Origin of the sequence: Streptomyces sp. NPDC004610 (assembly GCF_040609715.1) — a bacterium.
In the GTDB taxonomy this organism is placed as follows: domain Bacteria; phylum Actinomycetota; class Actinomycetes; order Streptomycetales; family Streptomycetaceae; genus Streptomyces.
This window is the reverse complement of sequence record NZ_JBEXLA010000067.1, coordinates 1-16,906: the sequence shown is the minus strand read 5'-3', so window position 1 is coordinate 16,906 and position 16,906 is coordinate 1. Positions and strand designations below refer to the sequence as shown.

Below are 16,906 nucleotides of genomic sequence, written 5' to 3'. Positions count from 1 at the left end.
TCCATCCCACCCGCCCCTCCACCCCCCGAACGTCAACACCGACACCCCCACCCCACCGCACCGTCCGCATACTGATTGCCAGTTGACCGCCGAGAAACCGGCGTGGTGTACTCCGGATCGTGATCGACACCTGTGTGCACCTGTGGCGGAGGGTCCATATGGACCTGGTCCGCTATGCGGGTTGCGTGTGTCGCCCGTCCTGCTGAACTCGCTTCTCCTCCCTCTCGCGCCCCCGCCCAAGGCCGTGGCGCGACCCCGCGAACGCTCATCAGGACGGTGCACCCTTGTCTGTCTCTCCTACCCCCGCTGTCTCCACCCCGGCCGACACCGCAGCCCCGGCTCCGGCGACTCCGACGCAGGCCGACCTCCTCGATTTCGTACGCCGCACCGCCGCCGACGCCGACCTGATCGCCTCTCTGCCCCTGGACCCGGAGGGCCGGACCTGGGTACGCCTGGAAGGCCCCGGCGGCAGCGAGGCATGGCTGATCGGCTGGCCCCCCGGCACCGGCACCGGCTGGCACGACCACGCTGACTCGGTCGGCGCCTTCCTCACCGCCCGGGGCGAGCTGAAGGAACAGTCCCTCGCCGCCCGGCTGCCCACCGACGGCTGGAAGACCCTGGAGCTGTCCGAGGACGTCGACCGGGAGCGCCGACTGCCCGCCGGCAAGGGCCGCTCCTTCGGTCACCACCACGTCCACGAGGTCCTCAACGAGTCCACCGAGGTCCACGCGATCTCCGTCCACGCCTACTACCCCCCGCTCCCCCGCATCCGCCGCTACAGCCGCACCGGCCAGGTCCTGCGCCTGGAGCAGGTCGAGCGCCCCGAGGACTGGCAGTGAGCACCCCGACGGCACAGCCCCTGGGCGCGATCCCGGCGGAGGCACGACAATGACCACCACCAACGGCGACGCCGAGCACCCCGTCGGCATCGATGAACTCCTGGAGCGCGTCCGCACCGGCTACGAGCGCATCGCCCCCCAGGAGGCGTACGAGGCGGCCGGGACCGGCGACACCCTCCTCGTCGACATCCGCTACGCCGCCCTGCGCGACCGCGACGGCCTGATCCCCGGCGCCGTGATCGTCGAGCGCAACGAACTGGAGTGGCGCCTCGACCCCCACGGCAGCCACCGTCTGCCCGAAGCGACCGGCCATGACCTGCGTGTCGTGGTCATCTGCAACGAGGGCTACGCCTCCAGCCTCGCCGCCGAGTCCCTCCACCGCCTGGGCCTCTATCGGGCCACCGACCTGATCGGCGGCTTCCAGGCGTGGAGAGCAGCGGGCCTGCCGGTCACCGCGTCCGTCTGAGACGGGGAATCGGCACGGCACCGGGAGATCCCGGCGGCACTGTCATTCGCGAGTCCGGAGCCGGACGCGGGGCCGGGCCCCGGGTGTCGGAGGTCGGGCCCCGGATGCCGGATGCCGAGCGGGAACAGCGATCGGGCTCTCTCCCACCCACCCCGGCGCCTACCACCCGGCTCGCCCGGGTCCGCCCGGGTTCGCCGATTCCCTGCCACCCCACCGGCCCCCTGAGCCCGATCGACGCCCCCGCGCGCCCACCGCACTCAGGGTCAGCCCGGCCCCGTCCCCCGTCGACCTGCCCCGCCGTCCCGGAGAAGGCAGGTCGACGGGCCTGGTTCCGACGTGCCCCAGACCACCCTCCGGACCACCCTCGTCCCCCGACCCGCCCGGGTCCCCCTCCCCTCCCCCTCCCTCGATACCCCACCCTCAATACCCCTCCCCCTCCAAGAACTCGGTCTCCTCCCCCTCCTCCTCCAGCGCCTGCCGGACCACTCTCAGGGCCAGCCCCTCCGGGTATCCCTTGCGCGCGAGCATCCCCGCCAGCCGGCGCAGCCGCTTGTCCCGGTCAAGCCCCCGGGTCGCCCGGAGCTTGCGGGCGACCAGTTCGCGCGCGGTCGTCTCCTCCTGGTCGGCGTCGAGCTGACCGACCGCCGCGTCGATCAACGCCGAGTCGACCCCCTTGGTCCGCAGCTCCCGGGCGAGCGCGCGGCGGGCCAGGCCCCGGCCGTGGTGCCGGGACTCCACCCAGGCGTCCGCGAACGCGCTGTCGTCGATCAGTCCGACCTCCTCGAACCGAGACAGCACCTCGTCGGCCACCTCGTCCGGGATCTCCCGCTTACGCAGGGCGTCGGCGAGCTGCTTGCGGGTGCGCGGGGTCCCGGTGAGCAGGCGCAGGCAGATCGCCCGTGCCCGCTCAGCCGGGTCCCCTGAAGGCTCCCCCTTCTCGGCCCTCGACGAGGAGGACGAGCCTTCGTCCGTGCCGGACGGCTCCGCCGAGCCGCGCCGACGACGCCCACGCCCTCCGCGTGTCCCGCCGTCACCGCGTGCTCTCCGGCCGCCGCCGAGGCGGCCACCGCCCGGATCACCCCCTCCCGGATCGCCCCCGCCCTGATCACCCCAGGCTGAGGCGTCGGCCCGCTCACCCCCGTCCGGCGAGGCGAGGTCGCCGGGCCGACCAGCCTGATCAAGGGGACCGAGGTCGCCGGATGGGCCGGGTTCGGCGTACTCGGCCCAGTCGGTTCGCCGTGTCACCGGATCAGCTCTTGGCCGCCGGGGCCTTGGTCTTGGCGGCCTTGCTCGCCGGTGCCGGAACCGTCTTGGTGTCCTCGGCCGGGGCGGCGACGGTGACCGGGGCATCCGCGCTCAGCGCGGGCGCGGGCGCCTCGGGCTGTACGCCGACCCCCAGCTTCACCTTGATCTTCTTCTCGATCTCGTTGGCCAGGTCGGGGTTGTCCTTCAGGAAGTTGCGGGCGTTCTCCTTGCCCTGGCCGAGCTGGTCGCCCTCGTACGTGTACCAGGCACCGGCCTTGCGCACGAAGCCGTTCTCCACGCCCATGTCGATCAGGCCGCCCTCGCGGCTGATGCCATGGCCGTAGAGGATGTCGAACTCGGCCTGCTTGAAGGGGGGCGCGACCTTGTTCTTGACGACCTTGACCCGGGTGCGGTTGCCGACCGCGTCGGTGCCGTCCTTCAGCGTCTCGATACGGCGGATGTCGAGCCGCACCGAGGCGTAGAACTTCAGCGCCCGTCCACCGGTCGTGGTCTCCGGCGAGCCGAACATCACGCCGATCTTCTCGCGGAGCTGGTTGATGAAGATCGCGGTGGTCTTGGACTGGTTGAGCGCGCTGGTGATCTTCCGCAGGGCCTGGCTCATCAGCCGGGCCTGGAGGCCCACGTGGCTGTCGCCCATCTCGCCCTCGATCTCCGCGCGCGGCACGAGCGCGGCGACGGAGTCGATGACGATCAGGTCGAGCGCACCGGAGCGGACCAGCATGTCCACGATCTCCAGGGCCTGCTCGCCGTTGTCCGGCTGGGACAGGATCAGGTTGTCGATGTCGACGCCGAGCTTCTGCGCGTACTCGGGGTCGAGGGCGTGCTCCGCGTCGACGAACGCGACCTGGCCGCCCGCCTTCTGCGCGTTCGCCACCGCGTGCAGGGTCAGGGTCGTCTTGCCGGAGGACTCCGGTCCGTAGACCTCGATCACCCGGCCGCGCGGCAGTCCGCCGACACCGAGGGCCACGTCGAGCGCGGTCGATCCGGTGGGGATGACCTCGATGGGCTCCCTGGACCGGTCGCCCATGCGCATGACCGCGCCTTTGCCGAATTGCCGTTCAATCTGTGCGAGCGCGGCGTCCAGCGCCTTCTCGCGGTCGGTTCCTGCCATGGGTTCCACCCGATTTGCTTGAGTCGATCGCTTCACGTCAAAAACGCTATCGCCTGCCACTGACAATCCGTCGTGACGCGGGTCCGACCTGTGGATAACTCGGGCCCTTCTCCACCCAAACCGTGTCGAAACACCCGCCGGAAGCCTTGCCCGGAGCCTCCATAAGAATGGATGTTCGATTTTCATGTCAAGCGCACCACGCGGCACGGACACACCCCTCACTCCCACCCCTCACCCCCCGCTCCCCCGATAATCAAACTTGACTAGAAATCGCCGGGCTGCCTACCGTCACCGCCATGCCCGAGAAGACGATCCCGATCCTCCCGTGCCCGTCCATCCCCGAACTGGTCGAGTTCTACGAGCATCTGGGCTTCACCGTGGAACTGCTCCAGACCCGCCCCAACCCGTACGCGGCGCTCAGCTACGGCGACGGCATCGCGCTCCAGTTCTACGGCCACAAGTCGGTCGTACCGGCCGAGTCCTGGTCGTCCTGCTACATCACCACGGACCGGGTCGACGAGCTGTACGGCACCTTCCGCGCCGCGCTGAAGCAGGCGTACGGGCGGGTCCCGACCCGTGGCATCCCGCGCATCGGCCAGCTCAAGGACACCTCGTACGGGGTGCGCCAGTTCCTGATGACCGATCCCGGCGGCAACTGTCTGCGCATCGGCCAGCCCACCGGCGCGCCCCTGGAGCACGCCCCGGCCCCGCGGGAGCCCTTCGCCCGCACGCTGCACCACGCCTGGCTGCTCGGCGTCTCCAAGGGGGACCCGGCCCAGGGCGCCCGGGTCCTCGACCACGCGCTGGTCCAGGAGACGCCGGAAAGCGCGGGTGAGCAGTACCGCGCGCTGGTGCTCCGCGCCGATCTCGCCCTCCAGCTCGGCGACCCCGCCACCGCCCGTGCCCGACTCGCCGAGGCCGCCGCCGTGCAGCTCACGGAGCCGGAACGCGCAGCCCTGGCGGACGAACGGTCCCGGGCCGCCGACCTGGCCGCCGAGGTGGAGCCGCCCGGCGACGGCAACGGCCTCTGACGGCCGCCACCCGCCCGGCGCGGCGGTTCAGCCGCCCTGGCCGGGCTCCCCGCGCAGGTCCCGCCCCGCCCTGGAGCCCTGTCCGTCCTGTTCGTCCCCGGCGTTCCGCGCGCCGGGCACCCGGCGTTCCCACAGCGCACGCCCCCGCCGGTAGAGACTCGCCTGCGGCGGGCGGCTGCGGTGGCCCTGTACGCGCGCGTCGTCCGCGACGTCGTACCGCTTCACATACGCCCCGAGGAACGCCTGGAGCGTGGCCACCGCAGGGATGGCGATCAGGGCGCCGACGGCACCGAGCAGCGCCGTGCCGGCGATGACCGAGCCGAAGGCGACGGCCGGGTGGATGTCGACGGTCCTGGCGGTCAGCTTGGGCTGGAGGACATAGTTCTCGAACTGCTGGTAGACCACGACGAAGATCAGCACCCAGAGCGCGTACCAGGGGTCCTCGGTGAAGGCGATCAGCATCGGCAGGGCGCCCGCGAGATAGGTGCCGATGGTGGGGATGAACTGCGAGACCAGTCCCACCCACACGGCGAGCACGGGCGCGTACGGGACGCTCAGGGCCTCCAGCAGGATGTAGTGCGCGACACCGGAGATCAGGGCCATGAGGCCGCGGGAGTAGATGTAACCGCCGGTCTTGTCGACGGCGATCTCCCACGCGCGCAGGACCTCGGCCTGGCGGGACGGGGGCAGGACCGAGCAGATGGCGCGGCGCAGCCGGGGTCCGTCGGCGGCGAAGTAGAACGCGAACAGGGTGACCGTCAGCAGCTGGAACAGGCCTCCGAGGACCTGGGTGGAGACGTCCAGCACGCCTGTGGCGCTGTTCTGGACGTAGTCGCGCAGCCAGTCGGAGCGCAGCAGGCCCTCTTGGACGTCCACCCGCTTCAGCTCGGTGTTGAAGTGGGTGTTGATCCAGTTGATGACGGAGTCGAGGTACTCGGGGAACTCCTCGACCATCTTGACGATCTGCCCGGCGAGCAGGGAGCCGAGCATGGTGACGAAGCCCGCGACGGCGATGATCACGCCCAGGAACACCAGCCCCGTGGCCAGCCCGCGCCGCAGCCCGCGGGCCGCCATCCAGCTCACCGCGGGCTCGATGGCGAGGGCCAGGAAGAACGAGATGAGGATGTTGATCAGCAGCCCGGTGAGGGCGTGGAAGGCCCAGCTGCCGAGCTGGAACACGGCGATGAGCGCCAGCGCCAGCACCATGGCGCGGGGCAGCCAGCGCGGCATGCGGGCGCCGGGCGCGACGGGGGGCGGTGCCGGGGGCGGAGGGCCGGGCATGGATGCGTGCGGGGCTGTCTGCCCGGTCTCGTCAGTGGGTGCCACGGTGCAAGTCTCGCCCACGCCGCTGACAATCGGATACGGGCGCGCGATCTTCGTGACCGGTCAGCGCTTCTCCTGTGGCACGTTCATGACCAAGCAGACCACGCGCCACACGTCCTTCGCCGCCCAGCCGGAGTCCAGCGCCTGGTGCACCGTCCGCCCGCCCAGCTCCGACATCACATGATCACTCGCGAAGGTTTCGGAGTACCCCGTGCCGAAATGCTCCGCCATCCGCTCCCAGAAGACCGTCAACCGCATGACCCCAGTATCCCGCCCCTGAGAGTGGGCCCCGGCCGGGTGGGCTCTGCGGTGACGGCGAGCGCCCTACGGTCGGACGCATGGCCGCATCCGGAACCTCCGCGCTCGACCCCACGCCCCCGGCGCACACCCCGCTCTCGCGCGCGGGGCGGTTCATCTGGCTCACCGCGCGGGTGCTGGAGCAACGTCTGTTCGCGTATCACTTCCTGGGCGGCGACGCGGATCCCGTAGAGACCGCGCTGGACGCCCATCGCAATGCCGACGGCGGGTACGGCCACGCCCTGGAGCCCGATCTGCGCGGCCCGGTCAGCGAGCCCCTGCACGCCGTGCACGCGCTGCGGGTGCTGGACGCGGTCGGCCGCTGCGGCGGACAGCGGGTGGAGCGGCTGTGCCGCTATCTGACGGGCGTCTCCACGCCGGAGGGCGCGCTGCCGGTCGTCCACGCGGGCCGGCGCGGCGTTCCGGGGGCTCCGTTCCTCCCGGCCGTGGCCGACCCGCCGAGCGAGCTGCTCACGACGGGCCCGGTGGTCGGCGTGCTGCGCCGCAACGATGTGTGGCACGCGTGGCTGTTCCGGGCCACGGACTTCTGCTGGACGGCGGTCGACTCCCTGGAGCGGTCGCATCCGTACGAGATCCAGGCCGCCCTGGCCTTCCTGGAGTCCGCGCCGGACCGGCCCCGCGCGCGGGCCGCCGCCGACCGGCTGGGCCGCCTGGTGCGTGACCGGCGCCTGGTGGTCCTCGATCCGGAGCGCCCGGAGGCGTTCGCCCCGGCCGCCGGGTACGGGCCCGGATACGCGCCCAAAGGACACCACTATCCGCACGACTACGCCCCCGGTACGCACTCCCTCGCGCGCGGGTGGTTCACGGACGACGAGATGGCCCGTTCCCTGGACTTCCTCGCGGCGGCGCAGCGGGAGGACGGCGGCTGGCCGGCGCACCGGCCCCACTGGGCCGCCGTACCCACCGCGGAGGCCCGCCCCATGGTGACGATCGAGGCCCTGCGCACCCTCAGGGCGTACGGGCACGGTGTCGGCTGACCGCGCGGGACGTCAGCCGCCCAGGGCGCGCACTCCGGCCGTCACGAGGACGGCCGCCGCGACGACGACCAGGAAGGGCGCCCGCAGCACCAGCGCCACGGCCGCCGCGGCGAGCCCCGCCGCCCGCGCGTCCAGCATCAGGGTCTGCCCCTCGGCGAAGGTCTGCTGGGCCGTGAGGGCGGCGAGCAGGGCCACCGGCAGCAGCGCGGCGAGCCGCTTGACCAGGGGCCGTTCCAGCACGCCCGCGGGGACGAGCAGCCCGATGACCTTGACGGCGTAGCAGCCGAGGACGGTCACACCGATCGCGATCCAGACGTTCACCGGTCCTCCTCCCGCCCCTGCGCCGGGCCTGCGGTGGCCGCGGAACCCCGCCCGCGCGTCCCGCCGGGCCCCTTGCGCCGCCCTTCGGCCCACAGCACCGCCGGTGCCGCGAGGGCCGCCACCAGGACCGGCACACCGGCGGGCAGCACCGGCAGCAGCGCCAGGCCCAGGACGACGGCGAGCCCGGCGACGGCCCGCTCGGTGGTGGTCCGCAGCATCGGCGCGAGCAGCGCCAGGAAGACGGCGGGTCCGGCCGCGTCCAGACCCCAGGCGTCGGTGTCGCCGATGGCCTCGGCGCCGAGCGCGCCGAGCAGGGTGGTGAGGTTCCACAGCACGTACAGGGTCAGCCCGGTGACCGTGAACCCGATCCGCGCGGCCCGCCGGGTGGGCTGGGCGAGGGCGACGGCCGCGGTCTCGTCGATGACCCACTGGGCGGCGAACGGCCGCACCGCGCGCGGGAGGGCCAGCAACTGCGACAGCCGCAGCCCGTAGAAGGCGTTGCGCACGCCGAGGAAGAACGCCCCCGCGGCGGCCGTGAAGGGGTTCCCGCCGGCCGCGAGCGCCCCCACCAGCGCGAACTGGGAGGCCCCGGTGAACACCAGCAGGCTGAGCACACAGGTCTGCGCGAGCGTGAGCCCGCTGCCCGCCGACGTCACCCCGAAGGCGAACCCGGACAGTCCTACGGCGACCCCGACTCCGAGGGCGTCGCGGACGACGGCCCGGTCGGGTTTATCGGGGGCCTCGGCCCGTATGTCGGTGAGAGCGGTGTTTTCTGCCACGCGTCGAACGGTAGGAGCAGCCCCGGACGGGCGTCTTGTACGTTCTTGCGCTCACGCTGGTAGGCGCCCGGGGGCACGCCGACGATCCGGGCGAAATGCCGGTTCAGATGCGGCTGGTCGGTGAAGCCGACCGCTGTCGCGGCCTCCGCGGGTGCCGTCCCCGCGTCCAGGAGCCGCCGGGCCCGCCGCACCCGGGTGTCGGTCAGCCAGGCGTGCGGCGGCATGCCGTAGGTGTCGCGGAAGGCCCGCAGCAGGGCGAAGGGGCTGGTGCCCAGCTCGGCGGCGAGGCTCTCCAGGGTCGGCGGATCCGCCATCCGCTCCTCCAGCACGGCCCGCGCGCGGGCGGCGTTCCGGGCCCCGGCGGTGCGGACCTCGCGCTGGGGCAGCGGTCCGCCGTTCAACCTCAGCAACCGGGTCACCGCGACCCGCAGCAGGGTGTCGGCGGCCAGCGCGTTGCCCTCGTCGGCGGCCCGCAGGACGCGGTGCACCAGTGCGACGGCGTAGGGGTCGTCGAGCACCGGCCGGACGAATCCGGGCGTGCCGCGCAGGGTGGTCGTCTCGGCCGCTATCTCCGCCATCACCTCGGGCGACGGGTACACGGCCCCGTACCGCCAGCCCTCGGGCACCCCGGCCCGCCCGGTGTGGGGGGTGTCCGGATTGACCAGCGCGAGCGCCCCGGCACCGGCGTACTGATCGGCCCCGCCGTGGTGGAAGACCTCCACCCCGTCGGCGATGGCGGCGATCACGAAGTGCTCGTGGGTGTGGCGGACGAAGGTCTTGTGGATGTAGCGGGCACGCAGCAGATCGACACCGGGCAGATCCGCGTACCGCCAGTGCCGTGCTCGCTCGTCCCGACCGGCCATCCGTCCATTCTCCGCCACACCGCCGACCGGGCCCACCGGGGCCGTGGCCGCGTCGCCGCCCGGCCCTACCGGAGCCGTGGCCACGTTGCCGCCCCACTCCATCGGAGCCGTGGCCATCCCGTCGCCCCGCACCGGAGCCGTGGCCCCGACCCAACGAGGCCGCAGCCGCCCCACCGACCCGCCTCATCGAGACCACAGCCACCCCACCGGCCCACCCCACCAGGCTCTGGCCACCCCACCGACCTCCCCACCGAGGCCGCAGCCACCCCACCGGCCCACCCCGCGGGCACCGCAGCCGCCCCACCAAGGCCGTACCCCATCGCGCCACCACCCCGCCCCGCGAAGCCCCACCGCACCCTCCCACCCGACATCCGCCCAGGTCAGACCAGCCACCGCTCGATTGTCAGTGGCGGGGTGCAGGATGGACGCATGGTCAGCGCACGCCGAGCACTCGACGGCTTCTCCCCCGCCACCCGCGGCTGGTTCACGGGGGCCTTCTCCGCGCCCACCGCCGCTCAGGCGGGGGCGTGGCAGGCCATCGGCGAGGGTTCGGACGTGCTGGTGGTCGCCCCGACCGGCTCCGGCAAGACCCTCGCCGCCTTCCTCGCCGCCCTGGACCAGCTGGCGTCCACCCCGCCCCCGGCCGACGCGCGCAAGCGCTGCCGGGTGCTGTACGTGTCCCCGCTGAAGGCACTGGCCGTGGACGTGGAGCGCAATCTGCGCAGCCCGCTGACCGGGATCCGCCAGGAGTCCGTGCGCCTGGGCCTGCCCGAGCCGGAGGTGAGGGTCGGTATCCGCTCCGGCGACACCCCCGCAGCCGAGCGCCGCGCGCTGTCGACCCGTCCGCCGGACATCCTGATCACCACCCCCGAGTCCCTGTTCCTGATGCTCACCTCGGCCACCCGCGACGCGCTGACGGGGGTGGAGACGGTGATCCTGGACGAGGTGCACGCGGTGGCGGGCACCAAGCGGGGCGCGCATCTGGCGCTGTCCCTGGAGCGCCTGGACGAGCTGCTGCCGAGGCCGGCCCGGCGCATCGGCCTGTCGGCGACCGTCCGCCCGGTCGACGAGGTGGCCCGCTTCCTGTCCCCGCAGCGCAAGGTGGAGATCGTCCAGCCGCGGTCCGGCAAGGAGTTCGATCTGTCGGTCGTCGTCCCGGTCGAGGACCTCGGCGAACTGGGCGGCTCACCGGTGGCCGACGGCTCCGAGGGCGCGGAGCGGCCGTCGATCTGGCCGCATGTGGAGGAGCGGATCGCGGACCTGGTGCAGTCGCACCGGTCGACGATCGTCTTCGCCAACTCCCGCCGCCTGGCGGAGCGCCTGTGCAACCGGCTCAACGAGATCGCCTACGAGCGGGCCACCGGCGAGACCCTGGACGAGCACCACTCCCCGGCCGCGCTGATGGGCGGCTCCGGCGCCGCCCAGGGCGCCCCGCCGGTCATCGCGCGCGCCCATCACGGCTCGGTCTCCAAGGAGCAGCGGGCGCTGGTGGAGGAGGACCTCAAGGCGGGGCGGCTGCCCGCGGTGGTGGCCACCTCCAGCCTTGAGCTGGGCATCGACATGGGTGCGGTGGATCTCGTCGTCCAGGTCGAGTCGCCGCCGTCGGTGGCCTCCGGCCTCCAGCGGGTGGGCCGCGCGGGCCACCAGGTGGGCGCGGTCTCCACGGGAGTGGTGTTCCCCAAGTACCGGGGCGATCTCGTGCAGGCGGCGGTGGTCACCGAGCGGATGCGCACGGGCTCGATCGAGTCCCTCAGGGTGCCCGCGAACCCGCTGGACGTCCTGGCGCAGCAGCTCGTCGCCATGACGGCCCTGGACACCTGGCAGGTGGACGACCTGCTCGCCCTGGTCCGGCGCGCAGCCCCGTTCGCCTCCCTCCCGGAGTCGGCGTTCACCGGGGTCCTCGACATGCTGGCCGGCCGCTATCCCTCCGACGCGTTCGCCGAGCTGCGCCCGCGCGTGGTGTGGGACCGCGTCATGGGCACGGTCACCGGCCGCCCCGGCGCCCAGCGCCTCGCCGTGACCTCCGGGGGCACGATCCCGGACCGCGGCCTGTTCGGCGTGTTCCTCGCCGGATCCGACCCCAAGAAGGGCGGCGGCCGGGTCGGGGAGCTGGACGAGGAGATGGTCTACGAGTCCCGCGTGGGGGACGTGTTCACGCTGGGCACCAGTTCCTGGCGCATCGAGGACATCACCCGCGACCGCGTCCTGGTCTCCCCCGCGCCGGGCGTGCCGGGCCGGCTGCCGTTCTGGAAGGGCGACCAGCTGGGCCGCCCCCTGGAGCTGGGGCGCGCGGTGGGCGCCTTCCTGCGCGAGGTCGGCTCCCTGAGCCGCGAGGACGCCCGTCTGCGCCTGGTCGCCGCGGGCCTGGACGCGTGGGCGGCGGACAATGTGCTGTCGTACCTGGACGAGCAGCGCGAAGCCTGCGGTCATGTCCCCGACGACCGCACGATCGTGGTGGAGCGCTTCCGCGACGAGCTGGGCGACTGGCGGGTCGTGGTGCACTCCCCGTTCGGCGCCCAGGTGCACGCCCCCTGGGCCCTCGCCCTCGGCGCCCGGCTCAACGAGCGCTACGGCATGGACGCCCAGGTCATGCATGCCGACGACGGCATCGTGCTGCGCTTGCCGGACGCCGATCTGCTGGGCCTGGACCTGCTGGACCAGGAGCCCCGCGCGGTGGGCACGGAGTACGACGCCGAACAGGCCCCGGTCGGCGCGGCGGACGTCGTCTTCGACCAGGGCGAGGTGGGCCAGGTCGTCACCGACCAGGTCGGCGGCTCGGCCCTGTTCGCGTCCCGCTTCCGCGAATGCGCCGCCCGCGCGCTGCTGCTGCCCCGCCGCAGCCCCGGCCGCCGCACGCCGCTGTGGCAGCAGCGCCAGCGCGCCTCCCAGCTCCTGGAGGTCGCGGGCGAGTACGGCTCCTTCCCGATCGTCCTGGAAGCGGTCCGCGAATGCCTCCAGGACGTCTTCGACGTCCCCGGCCTGACCGAGCTGATGAGCGACCTGGAGTCCCGCAGGGTCCGCCTCGTCGAGGTCACCACCCCCGAGCCCTCCCCCTTCGCCCGCTCCCTCCTCTTCGGCTACGTCGCCCAGTTCCTCTACGAGGGGGACTCACCGCTCGCGGAGCGCCGGGCGGCGGCCCTGTCGCTGGACTCGCGGCTGCTGGCGGAGCTGCTGGGCCAGGCGGAGCTGCGCGAACTGCTCGACGCCGAGGTGCTCGCCGAACTGGAGCGCGAGCTGCAATGGCGTACCGAGGACCGCCGGGTCAAGGACGCCGAGGGCGTGGCCGATCTGCTGCGGATGCTCGGGCCGCTCACCGACGCCGAGCTGGCCGAGCGCGGCGCCGAGCCCCCGTGGGCACCCGAGCTGGCCCGCGCCCGCCGCGCCATCCGGGTGCGGGTCGCGGGCGCCGACCACTGGGCGGCGATCGAGGACGCGGGCCGACTGCGCGACGCGCTGGGCACCGCGCTGCCGGTAGGGGTCCCCGAGGCGTTCACCGAGCCCGTGAAGGACCCCCTCGGCGACCTCCTCGCCCGCTACGCCCGCACCCACGGCCCGTTCACCTCGGCCACCGCGGCGGCCCGGTTCGGACTGGGCACGGCCGTCACCGAGGGCGCCCTCCAGCGGCTCGGGGCGGCGGGCAGGGTCGTCCAGGGCGAGTTCCACCCCGCGGGCATCGGCCAGGAGTGGTGTGACGCGACCGTACTGCGCAGGCTGCGCCGCCGCTCCCTGGCCGCGCTGCGCCAGGAGCTGGAGCCGGTGCCCCCGGCGGCCCTCGCGCAGTTCCTGCCGCAGTGGCAGCACATCGGCAAGGGCCACGCCCTGCGCGGCGCCGACGGACTGATCCGCGCGGTCGAACAGCTCCAGGGCGCCTCCGTACCGGCGTCGGCGCTGGAGAAGCTGATCCTGCCGTCCCGGGTCACGCACTACGCGCCGGCCATGCTCGACGAGCTGACGGCGGCCGGGGAGATCGTGTGGGCGGGCGCCGGTTCGCTGCCCGGCAAGGACGGCTGGGTCTCCCTGTATCTGACGGACACCGCCCCCTTGCTGCTGCCCGAGCCGCACCCGCTGGAGCTGACGGCGCTGCACGAGTCGGTGCTCGGCGCGCTGGCCGGCGGCTTCGGCCTGTTCTTCCGCCAGATCGCCGACGAGGTCCGGTCCACGACCCACCCCGAAGCGACCGACCCCCAGCTCGCCGACGCCCTGTGGGACCTGGCCTGGTCCGGCCGGCTCACCAACGACACCCTGACCCCCCTGCGCGCGCTCCTCGGCTCGGGCCGCACCGCGGGCTCCACCGCCCATCGCGCCAAACGGGCCGCCCCGCGCGGTCGGTACGGCTCCCTGACCGCCGCCGCCCGCCCCGCCTCCCGCAGCGGCCCCCCGACCGTCGCCGGCCGCTGGTCCCTGCTACCGGCAACCGAGCCCGACCCCACGGTCCGCGCCCACGCCCGCGCGCGCACGCTCCTGGACCGGCACGGCGTGGTGACCCGGGGCGCGGTCGCGGCCGAGGGCGTCGAGGGCGGCTTCTCGGCGACGTACCGCATCCTGTCCGCGTTCGAGGACAGCGGCCAGGCCCGCCGCGGCTATGTGGTCGAGGGCCTGGGCGCCGCGCAGTTCGCGATGGACGGCGCCGTGGACCGCCTCCGCGCGGTGGCCAACGCCCGCGAACGCGACGAGCCCCTCACAGCCCCGGGCGACGACCACAGCGCCGCCGCCCTTGCCCCCACCGACCCCGACTTCGACTGGGCAACGGCCTTCGACACCGACCCGGCCACCCCCACCTCCCCGGCCGACCCGAGCCCCCCACTCCCCGCCGACTTCCAGGACTTCCCCCACCCCAGCCCCAGCCCCAGCCCAGGCTTCCGCCCCGCCCCCGGCGACTACGTCTCCCCACGCGACCACCCCCCGCAGGACCCGGCGCCCTGGCTCAACGGCCCCCGCTCGCCGTACGCGACCGGCGGCTCCCGGGGTGCGCGAAGACCCCCCGCCTCCCGAGCGCTCGTCCTGGCCGCCGCCGACCCCGCCAGCGCCTACGGCGCTGCCCTGCCCTGGCCGGAGCCACCGACCGGCGCCGGACACAAGCCGGGCCGCAAGGCGGGTTCGCTGGTCGTCCTGGTGGACGGCGAACTGGCGCTCTATATGGAGCGAGGCGGCAAGACCCTGTTGTCCTGGCCCGCCGACCCCCTGACCGGGCCCACCGACGACCCCCGGCTCCTGGAGGCGACCGAAGCACTGGCCGCGTCCGCCCGCGCGGGCACCCTCGGCACGGTCACGGTCGAACGCGTCAACGGCACCGCGGCCCTCACCTCCCCCTACGGCACCCTCCTGGAGGCCGCGGGCTTCATCGCCACCCCCCGCGGCCTACGCCTGCGCGCATGACCCCGCCCCACGACACGCCCGCACCAGCCCCGGCCCACCCCTCCCACGCTCCCTCCCACCCCACCCCACCGGCTCTCGCACCAGCCTCCCCTCCCTCCCCACCGGTTCCCACACCCCCTCTCCCCTCCCCATGCCACCCTTGACCCATGCCCGAAGGTGACACCGTCTGGCAGACGGCACAGCGACTGCACACCGCACTCGCCGGCCGAATCCTGACCCGCTCCGACCTGCGCGTCCCGAAGTACGCCACGGCCGACCTCACCGGCCGCCGGGTACAGGACGTCACCCCACGGGGCAAACACCTGCTCGCCCGGATCGAGGGCGGCATCACCCTCCACTCCCATCTCAGGATGGACGGCTCATGGAAGGTGTTCGCCAACGATCAGCGCTGGACCGGCGGCCCCGCCCACCAGATCCGGGTGATCCTCGGCACCACCGACCGTACGGCCGTCGGCTACCGCCTCCCCGTCCTGGACCTGCTGCGCACCTCCGACGAGGACCGGGTGGTCGGCCACCTCGGCCCCGACCTCCTCGGCCCGGACTGGAACCCGGACCGCGCCCTCGCTCACCTTCTCGCCGACCCCACCCGCCCCCTCGGCGAAGCTCTGCTGGACCAGCGCAATCTCGCCGGGATCGGCAATGTCTACAAGAGCGAGCTGTGCTTCCTACTCGGCGCCACCCCCTGGCTCCCGGTCGGCGCCCTCCCCGCCGACCGCGCCGCCCAGCTCCCGCCCCTGGCCAGGAAACTCCTCGAAGCCAACCGCGACCGCCCGGTCCGCACCACGACCGGCCGCCGCGGCCAGGATCTGTTCGTCTACGGCCGGGCGGCCCGCCCCTGTCTGCGCTGCCGAACCCCGATCCAGGTGGCCGACCAGGGCGACGGCTCACGCGAACGCCCCACGTACTGGTGCCCGACCTGCCAGCGGGGCCCGGCCCCCCATTCCCCCACACCCCACCGAAACCCGCTCCCGCGCCCGAACCCCGGCCACCATCCACCCCACCCCAGCAATTGACGATCTATCAGAAACGCCCCCCATAGCCGTCACCGCAAACGACCTCACGTGACGCACCACCTTCGTCACCGGCGCCGCGAGCGGCACCGCACACCCCCACCCCCTCGACGTCACCGACCCCGCCCGCCTCAAGGAGGCCGCCACCTCCTGCGGGACGCCGCACATCATGGCCGCCATCGCCGTGATCATGCACAGCAGCCCGGCCCTGGAGACCCAGGACGAAGACCTCGACCGGGACCTGAACACCAACTGCAAGGGCGCGCTCCACGCCTGCCAGGAGGCCGCCCGTCTGATGATCGCCCGCGAGATCCCAGGCTCGATCGTCACCATGACATCGGGTGCGGTCGACACCAGCAGCCCCGGCCTGCTCCGCTACGGCGCGGCAAAGGCGGCGGCGGTCCAGCTGACCAGGACCCTCGCCACGGAGGTCGACCGCCACAGGGCATCCGCATCAACGCGGTCGCCCCGGACCGGATCCGCACCCCCATGACCCACCACCACACCACCCCACACCACCGACACCACCGCCCCTCAGACCGGCACCCCCAGCCGACTCTCCACCAAGACCCAAGACCCAAGACCCGCATATCCCGCATATCCCCACTGGGCCGCGTCAGTCACCCGGAGGAGGTGCCCCACACCGCCCTCCCCCCGGCCTCCGACGCCGCGACGGCGGCGCAGCCATCCCATGGCGACGAGCCCCCGGCCCCACACCCCCACCACCCCACCTCAATCAACCAGCCCACCTCAAACAACCACGCCACCTCAATCAACCACCCCACCACCCACCCCCCGAACCCCAGCCCCCCGCCAAGCCGCCCTCCACCGCCCGGCCGCGAGCGCCCCCGCGGCCCGGGACTTCGGCACACAGTGCACCGGCAGCAGACTCAACCCCCACCCCCCGGCCGCGACGGCGCCCTCCACCACCCCGGCGTCCGGTGCGAAAGCGAGCCGTACGACGGCCCACCACCACACCGCACCGAACACCAGTCCGGCCCCCCATCGCACTATTCGCCCCGCCATGGTCGCCTCCTCCGGTCCGACGCCAGAACGCCGCCCACAGGGGCCGGCCGAGCACACCAGCGGCACACGGGGGCAAGCCCGCGCCCACGGCTCCACCAGCGGGGTTGTCAACGGACTTCTTGAACTCCCCGGTGGCGGACACGATCAGTCGCCCGCTGGCGGACACTAAATCTCCCCGCGGACAGGGAAACTCCCCACTC

At 73.4% G+C, this 16,906-nt stretch carries 15 protein-coding genes and 1 pseudogene; 8 read left to right on the top strand and 8 right to left on the bottom strand.

All coding sequences use genetic code 11. The features are described from left to right. Positions 1–119: 119 nt before the first annotated feature. The 3 genes from ABZX40_RS40275 (at position 120) to ABZX40_RS40265 (ending at position 1,305) form a co-directional block, all read left to right on the top strand. Positions 120–206 carry a putative leader peptide gene (locus tag ABZX40_RS40275; protein ID WP_356162854.1) on the top strand — a complete coding sequence of 29 codons (87 nt, stop codon included), beginning with the start codon at positions 120–122 and terminating at the stop codon, positions 204–206. A 78-nt stretch (positions 207–284) separates the two neighbouring features. Next, on the top strand, positions 285–839 hold the full coding sequence (locus ABZX40_RS40270) for a cysteine dioxygenase (protein WP_355748535.1): 555 nt from the start codon (positions 285–287) through the stop codon (positions 837–839). 49 nt (positions 840–888) lie between these two features. After that, positions 889–1,305, top strand: a complete 417-nt coding sequence (locus ABZX40_RS40265) for a rhodanese-like domain-containing protein (RefSeq protein ID WP_355748538.1) — start codon at positions 889–891, stop codon at positions 1,303–1,305. A 420-nt stretch (positions 1,306–1,725) separates the two neighbouring features. Here ABZX40_RS40265 and recX read toward each other — a convergent pair whose 3' ends face one another. Both recX and recA read right to left on the bottom strand, forming a co-directional pair. Continuing rightward, positions 1,726–2,550 carry a recombination regulator RecX gene (recX, locus tag ABZX40_RS40260; RefSeq protein WP_355748541.1) on the bottom strand — a complete coding sequence of 275 codons (825 nt, stop codon included), beginning with the start codon at positions 2,548–2,550 and terminating at the stop codon, positions 1,726–1,728. A gap of 4 nt (positions 2,551–2,554) precedes the next feature. After that, entirely contained in the window at positions 2,555–3,682 is a 1,128-nt protein-coding gene (recA, locus tag ABZX40_RS40255) for a recombinase RecA (RefSeq protein ID WP_355748544.1), read from the bottom strand. 296 nt (positions 3,683–3,978) lie between these two features. Here recA and ABZX40_RS40250 point away from each other — a divergent pair, with 296 nt between their 5' ends. After that, positions 3,979–4,713, top strand: a complete 735-nt coding sequence (locus ABZX40_RS40250; protein WP_355748547.1) for a VOC family protein — start codon at positions 3,979–3,981, stop codon at positions 4,711–4,713. Between the two features lie 27 nt (positions 4,714–4,740). Here ABZX40_RS40250 and ABZX40_RS40245 read toward each other — a convergent pair whose 3' ends face one another. Together ABZX40_RS40245 and ABZX40_RS40240 are read right to left on the bottom strand one after the other, a co-directional pair. After that, on the bottom strand, positions 4,741–6,039 hold the full coding sequence (locus ABZX40_RS40245) for an AI-2E family transporter (protein ID WP_355748550.1): 1,299 nt from the start codon (positions 6,037–6,039) through the stop codon (positions 4,741–4,743). A 60-nt stretch (positions 6,040–6,099) separates the two neighbouring features. Further along, positions 6,100–6,294, bottom strand: coding sequence for a DUF3046 domain-containing protein (locus ABZX40_RS40240; RefSeq protein ID WP_355748553.1), 195 nt, complete (start codon positions 6,292–6,294; stop codon positions 6,100–6,102). An 80-nt stretch (positions 6,295–6,374) separates the two neighbouring features. Here ABZX40_RS40240 and ABZX40_RS40235 point away from each other — a divergent pair, with 80 nt between their 5' ends. Continuing rightward, positions 6,375–7,331: a hypothetical protein gene (locus ABZX40_RS40235; RefSeq protein ID WP_355748555.1), complete on the top strand. Its 957-nt coding sequence runs from the start codon at positions 6,375–6,377 to the stop codon at positions 7,329–7,331. Positions 7,332–7,343: 12 nt separating this feature from the next. Here the strand turns inward: ABZX40_RS40235 and ABZX40_RS40230 are convergent, their stop codons facing one another. Genes ABZX40_RS40230 through ABZX40_RS40220 form a run of 3 tightly spaced genes read right to left on the bottom strand, consistent with a single transcriptional unit; the run spans position 7,344 to position 9,294 of the window. Further along, positions 7,344–7,652: an AzlD domain-containing protein gene (locus ABZX40_RS40230; protein ID WP_355748558.1), complete on the bottom strand. Its 309-nt coding sequence runs from the start codon at positions 7,650–7,652 to the stop codon at positions 7,344–7,346. Then, positions 7,649–8,431: an AzlC family ABC transporter permease gene (locus ABZX40_RS40225; protein WP_355748561.1), complete on the bottom strand. Its 783-nt coding sequence runs from the start codon at positions 8,429–8,431 to the stop codon at positions 7,649–7,651. Before ABZX40_RS40225 ends, ABZX40_RS40230 begins: the two co-directional genes overlap by 4 nt. Next, positions 8,332–9,294 (bottom strand): AraC family transcriptional regulator, encoded by a 963-nt coding sequence (locus ABZX40_RS40220; RefSeq protein ID WP_355748564.1) that lies wholly within the window; start codon positions 9,292–9,294, stop codon positions 8,332–8,334. The genes ABZX40_RS40225 and ABZX40_RS40220 overlap by 100 nt, the downstream gene beginning before the upstream one ends. Positions 9,295–9,723: 429 nt before the next feature. Here ABZX40_RS40220 and ABZX40_RS40215 point away from each other — a divergent pair, with 429 nt between their 5' ends. The 3 genes and pseudogenes from ABZX40_RS40215 to ABZX40_RS40205 form a co-directional block, all read left to right on the top strand. After that, entirely contained in the window at positions 9,724–14,670 is a 4,947-nt protein-coding gene (locus ABZX40_RS40215; protein ID WP_355748567.1) for an ATP-dependent helicase, read from the top strand. A gap of 146 nt (positions 14,671–14,816) precedes the next feature. Further along, complete coding sequence (locus tag ABZX40_RS40210; protein WP_355748570.1) at positions 14,817–15,683, top strand: DNA-formamidopyrimidine glycosylase family protein; 867 nt, start codon at positions 14,817–14,819, stop codon at positions 15,681–15,683. A gap of 22 nt (positions 15,684–15,705) precedes the next feature. Further along, positions 15,706–16,352: pseudogene (locus ABZX40_RS40205) on the top strand (SDR family oxidoreductase); the annotation flags it as partial. A 96-nt stretch (positions 16,353–16,448) separates the two neighbouring features. Here the strand turns inward: ABZX40_RS40205 and ABZX40_RS40200 are convergent. Continuing rightward, positions 16,449–16,706, bottom strand: coding sequence for a hypothetical protein (locus tag ABZX40_RS40200; RefSeq protein ID WP_355748573.1), 258 nt, complete (start codon positions 16,704–16,706; stop codon positions 16,449–16,451). Positions 16,707–16,906: the final 200 nt, after the last annotated feature.

Excerpts from the sequence above, each read along its gene's own strand:
- ABZX40_RS40250 (WP_355748547.1), top strand. The coding sequence starts at position 3,979 with ATGCCCGAGAAGACGATCCCGATCCTCCCGTGCCCGTCCATCCCCGAA.
- ABZX40_RS40220 (WP_355748564.1), bottom strand. The coding sequence starts at position 9,294 with ATGGCCGGTCGGGACGAGCGAGCACGGCACTGGCGGTACGCGGATCTG.
- ABZX40_RS40265 (WP_355748538.1), top strand. The coding sequence starts at position 889 with ATGACCACCACCAACGGCGACGCCGAGCACCCCGTCGGCATCGATGAA.
- ABZX40_RS40215 (WP_355748567.1), top strand. The coding sequence starts at position 9,724 with ATGGTCAGCGCACGCCGAGCACTCGACGGCTTCTCCCCCGCCACCCGC.
- recA (WP_355748544.1), bottom strand. The coding sequence starts at position 3,682 with ATGGCAGGAACCGACCGCGAGAAGGCGCTGGACGCCGCGCTCGCACAG.
- ABZX40_RS40240 (WP_355748553.1), bottom strand. The coding sequence starts at position 6,294 with ATGCGGTTGACGGTCTTCTGGGAGCGGATGGCGGAGCATTTCGGCACG.
- ABZX40_RS40200 (WP_355748573.1), bottom strand. The coding sequence starts at position 16,706 with ATGGCGGGGCGAATAGTGCGATGGGGGGCCGGACTGGTGTTCGGTGCG.
- ABZX40_RS40235 (WP_355748555.1), top strand. The coding sequence starts at position 6,375 with ATGGCCGCATCCGGAACCTCCGCGCTCGACCCCACGCCCCCGGCGCAC.
- ABZX40_RS40210 (WP_355748570.1), top strand. The coding sequence starts at position 14,817 with ATGCCCGAAGGTGACACCGTCTGGCAGACGGCACAGCGACTGCACACC.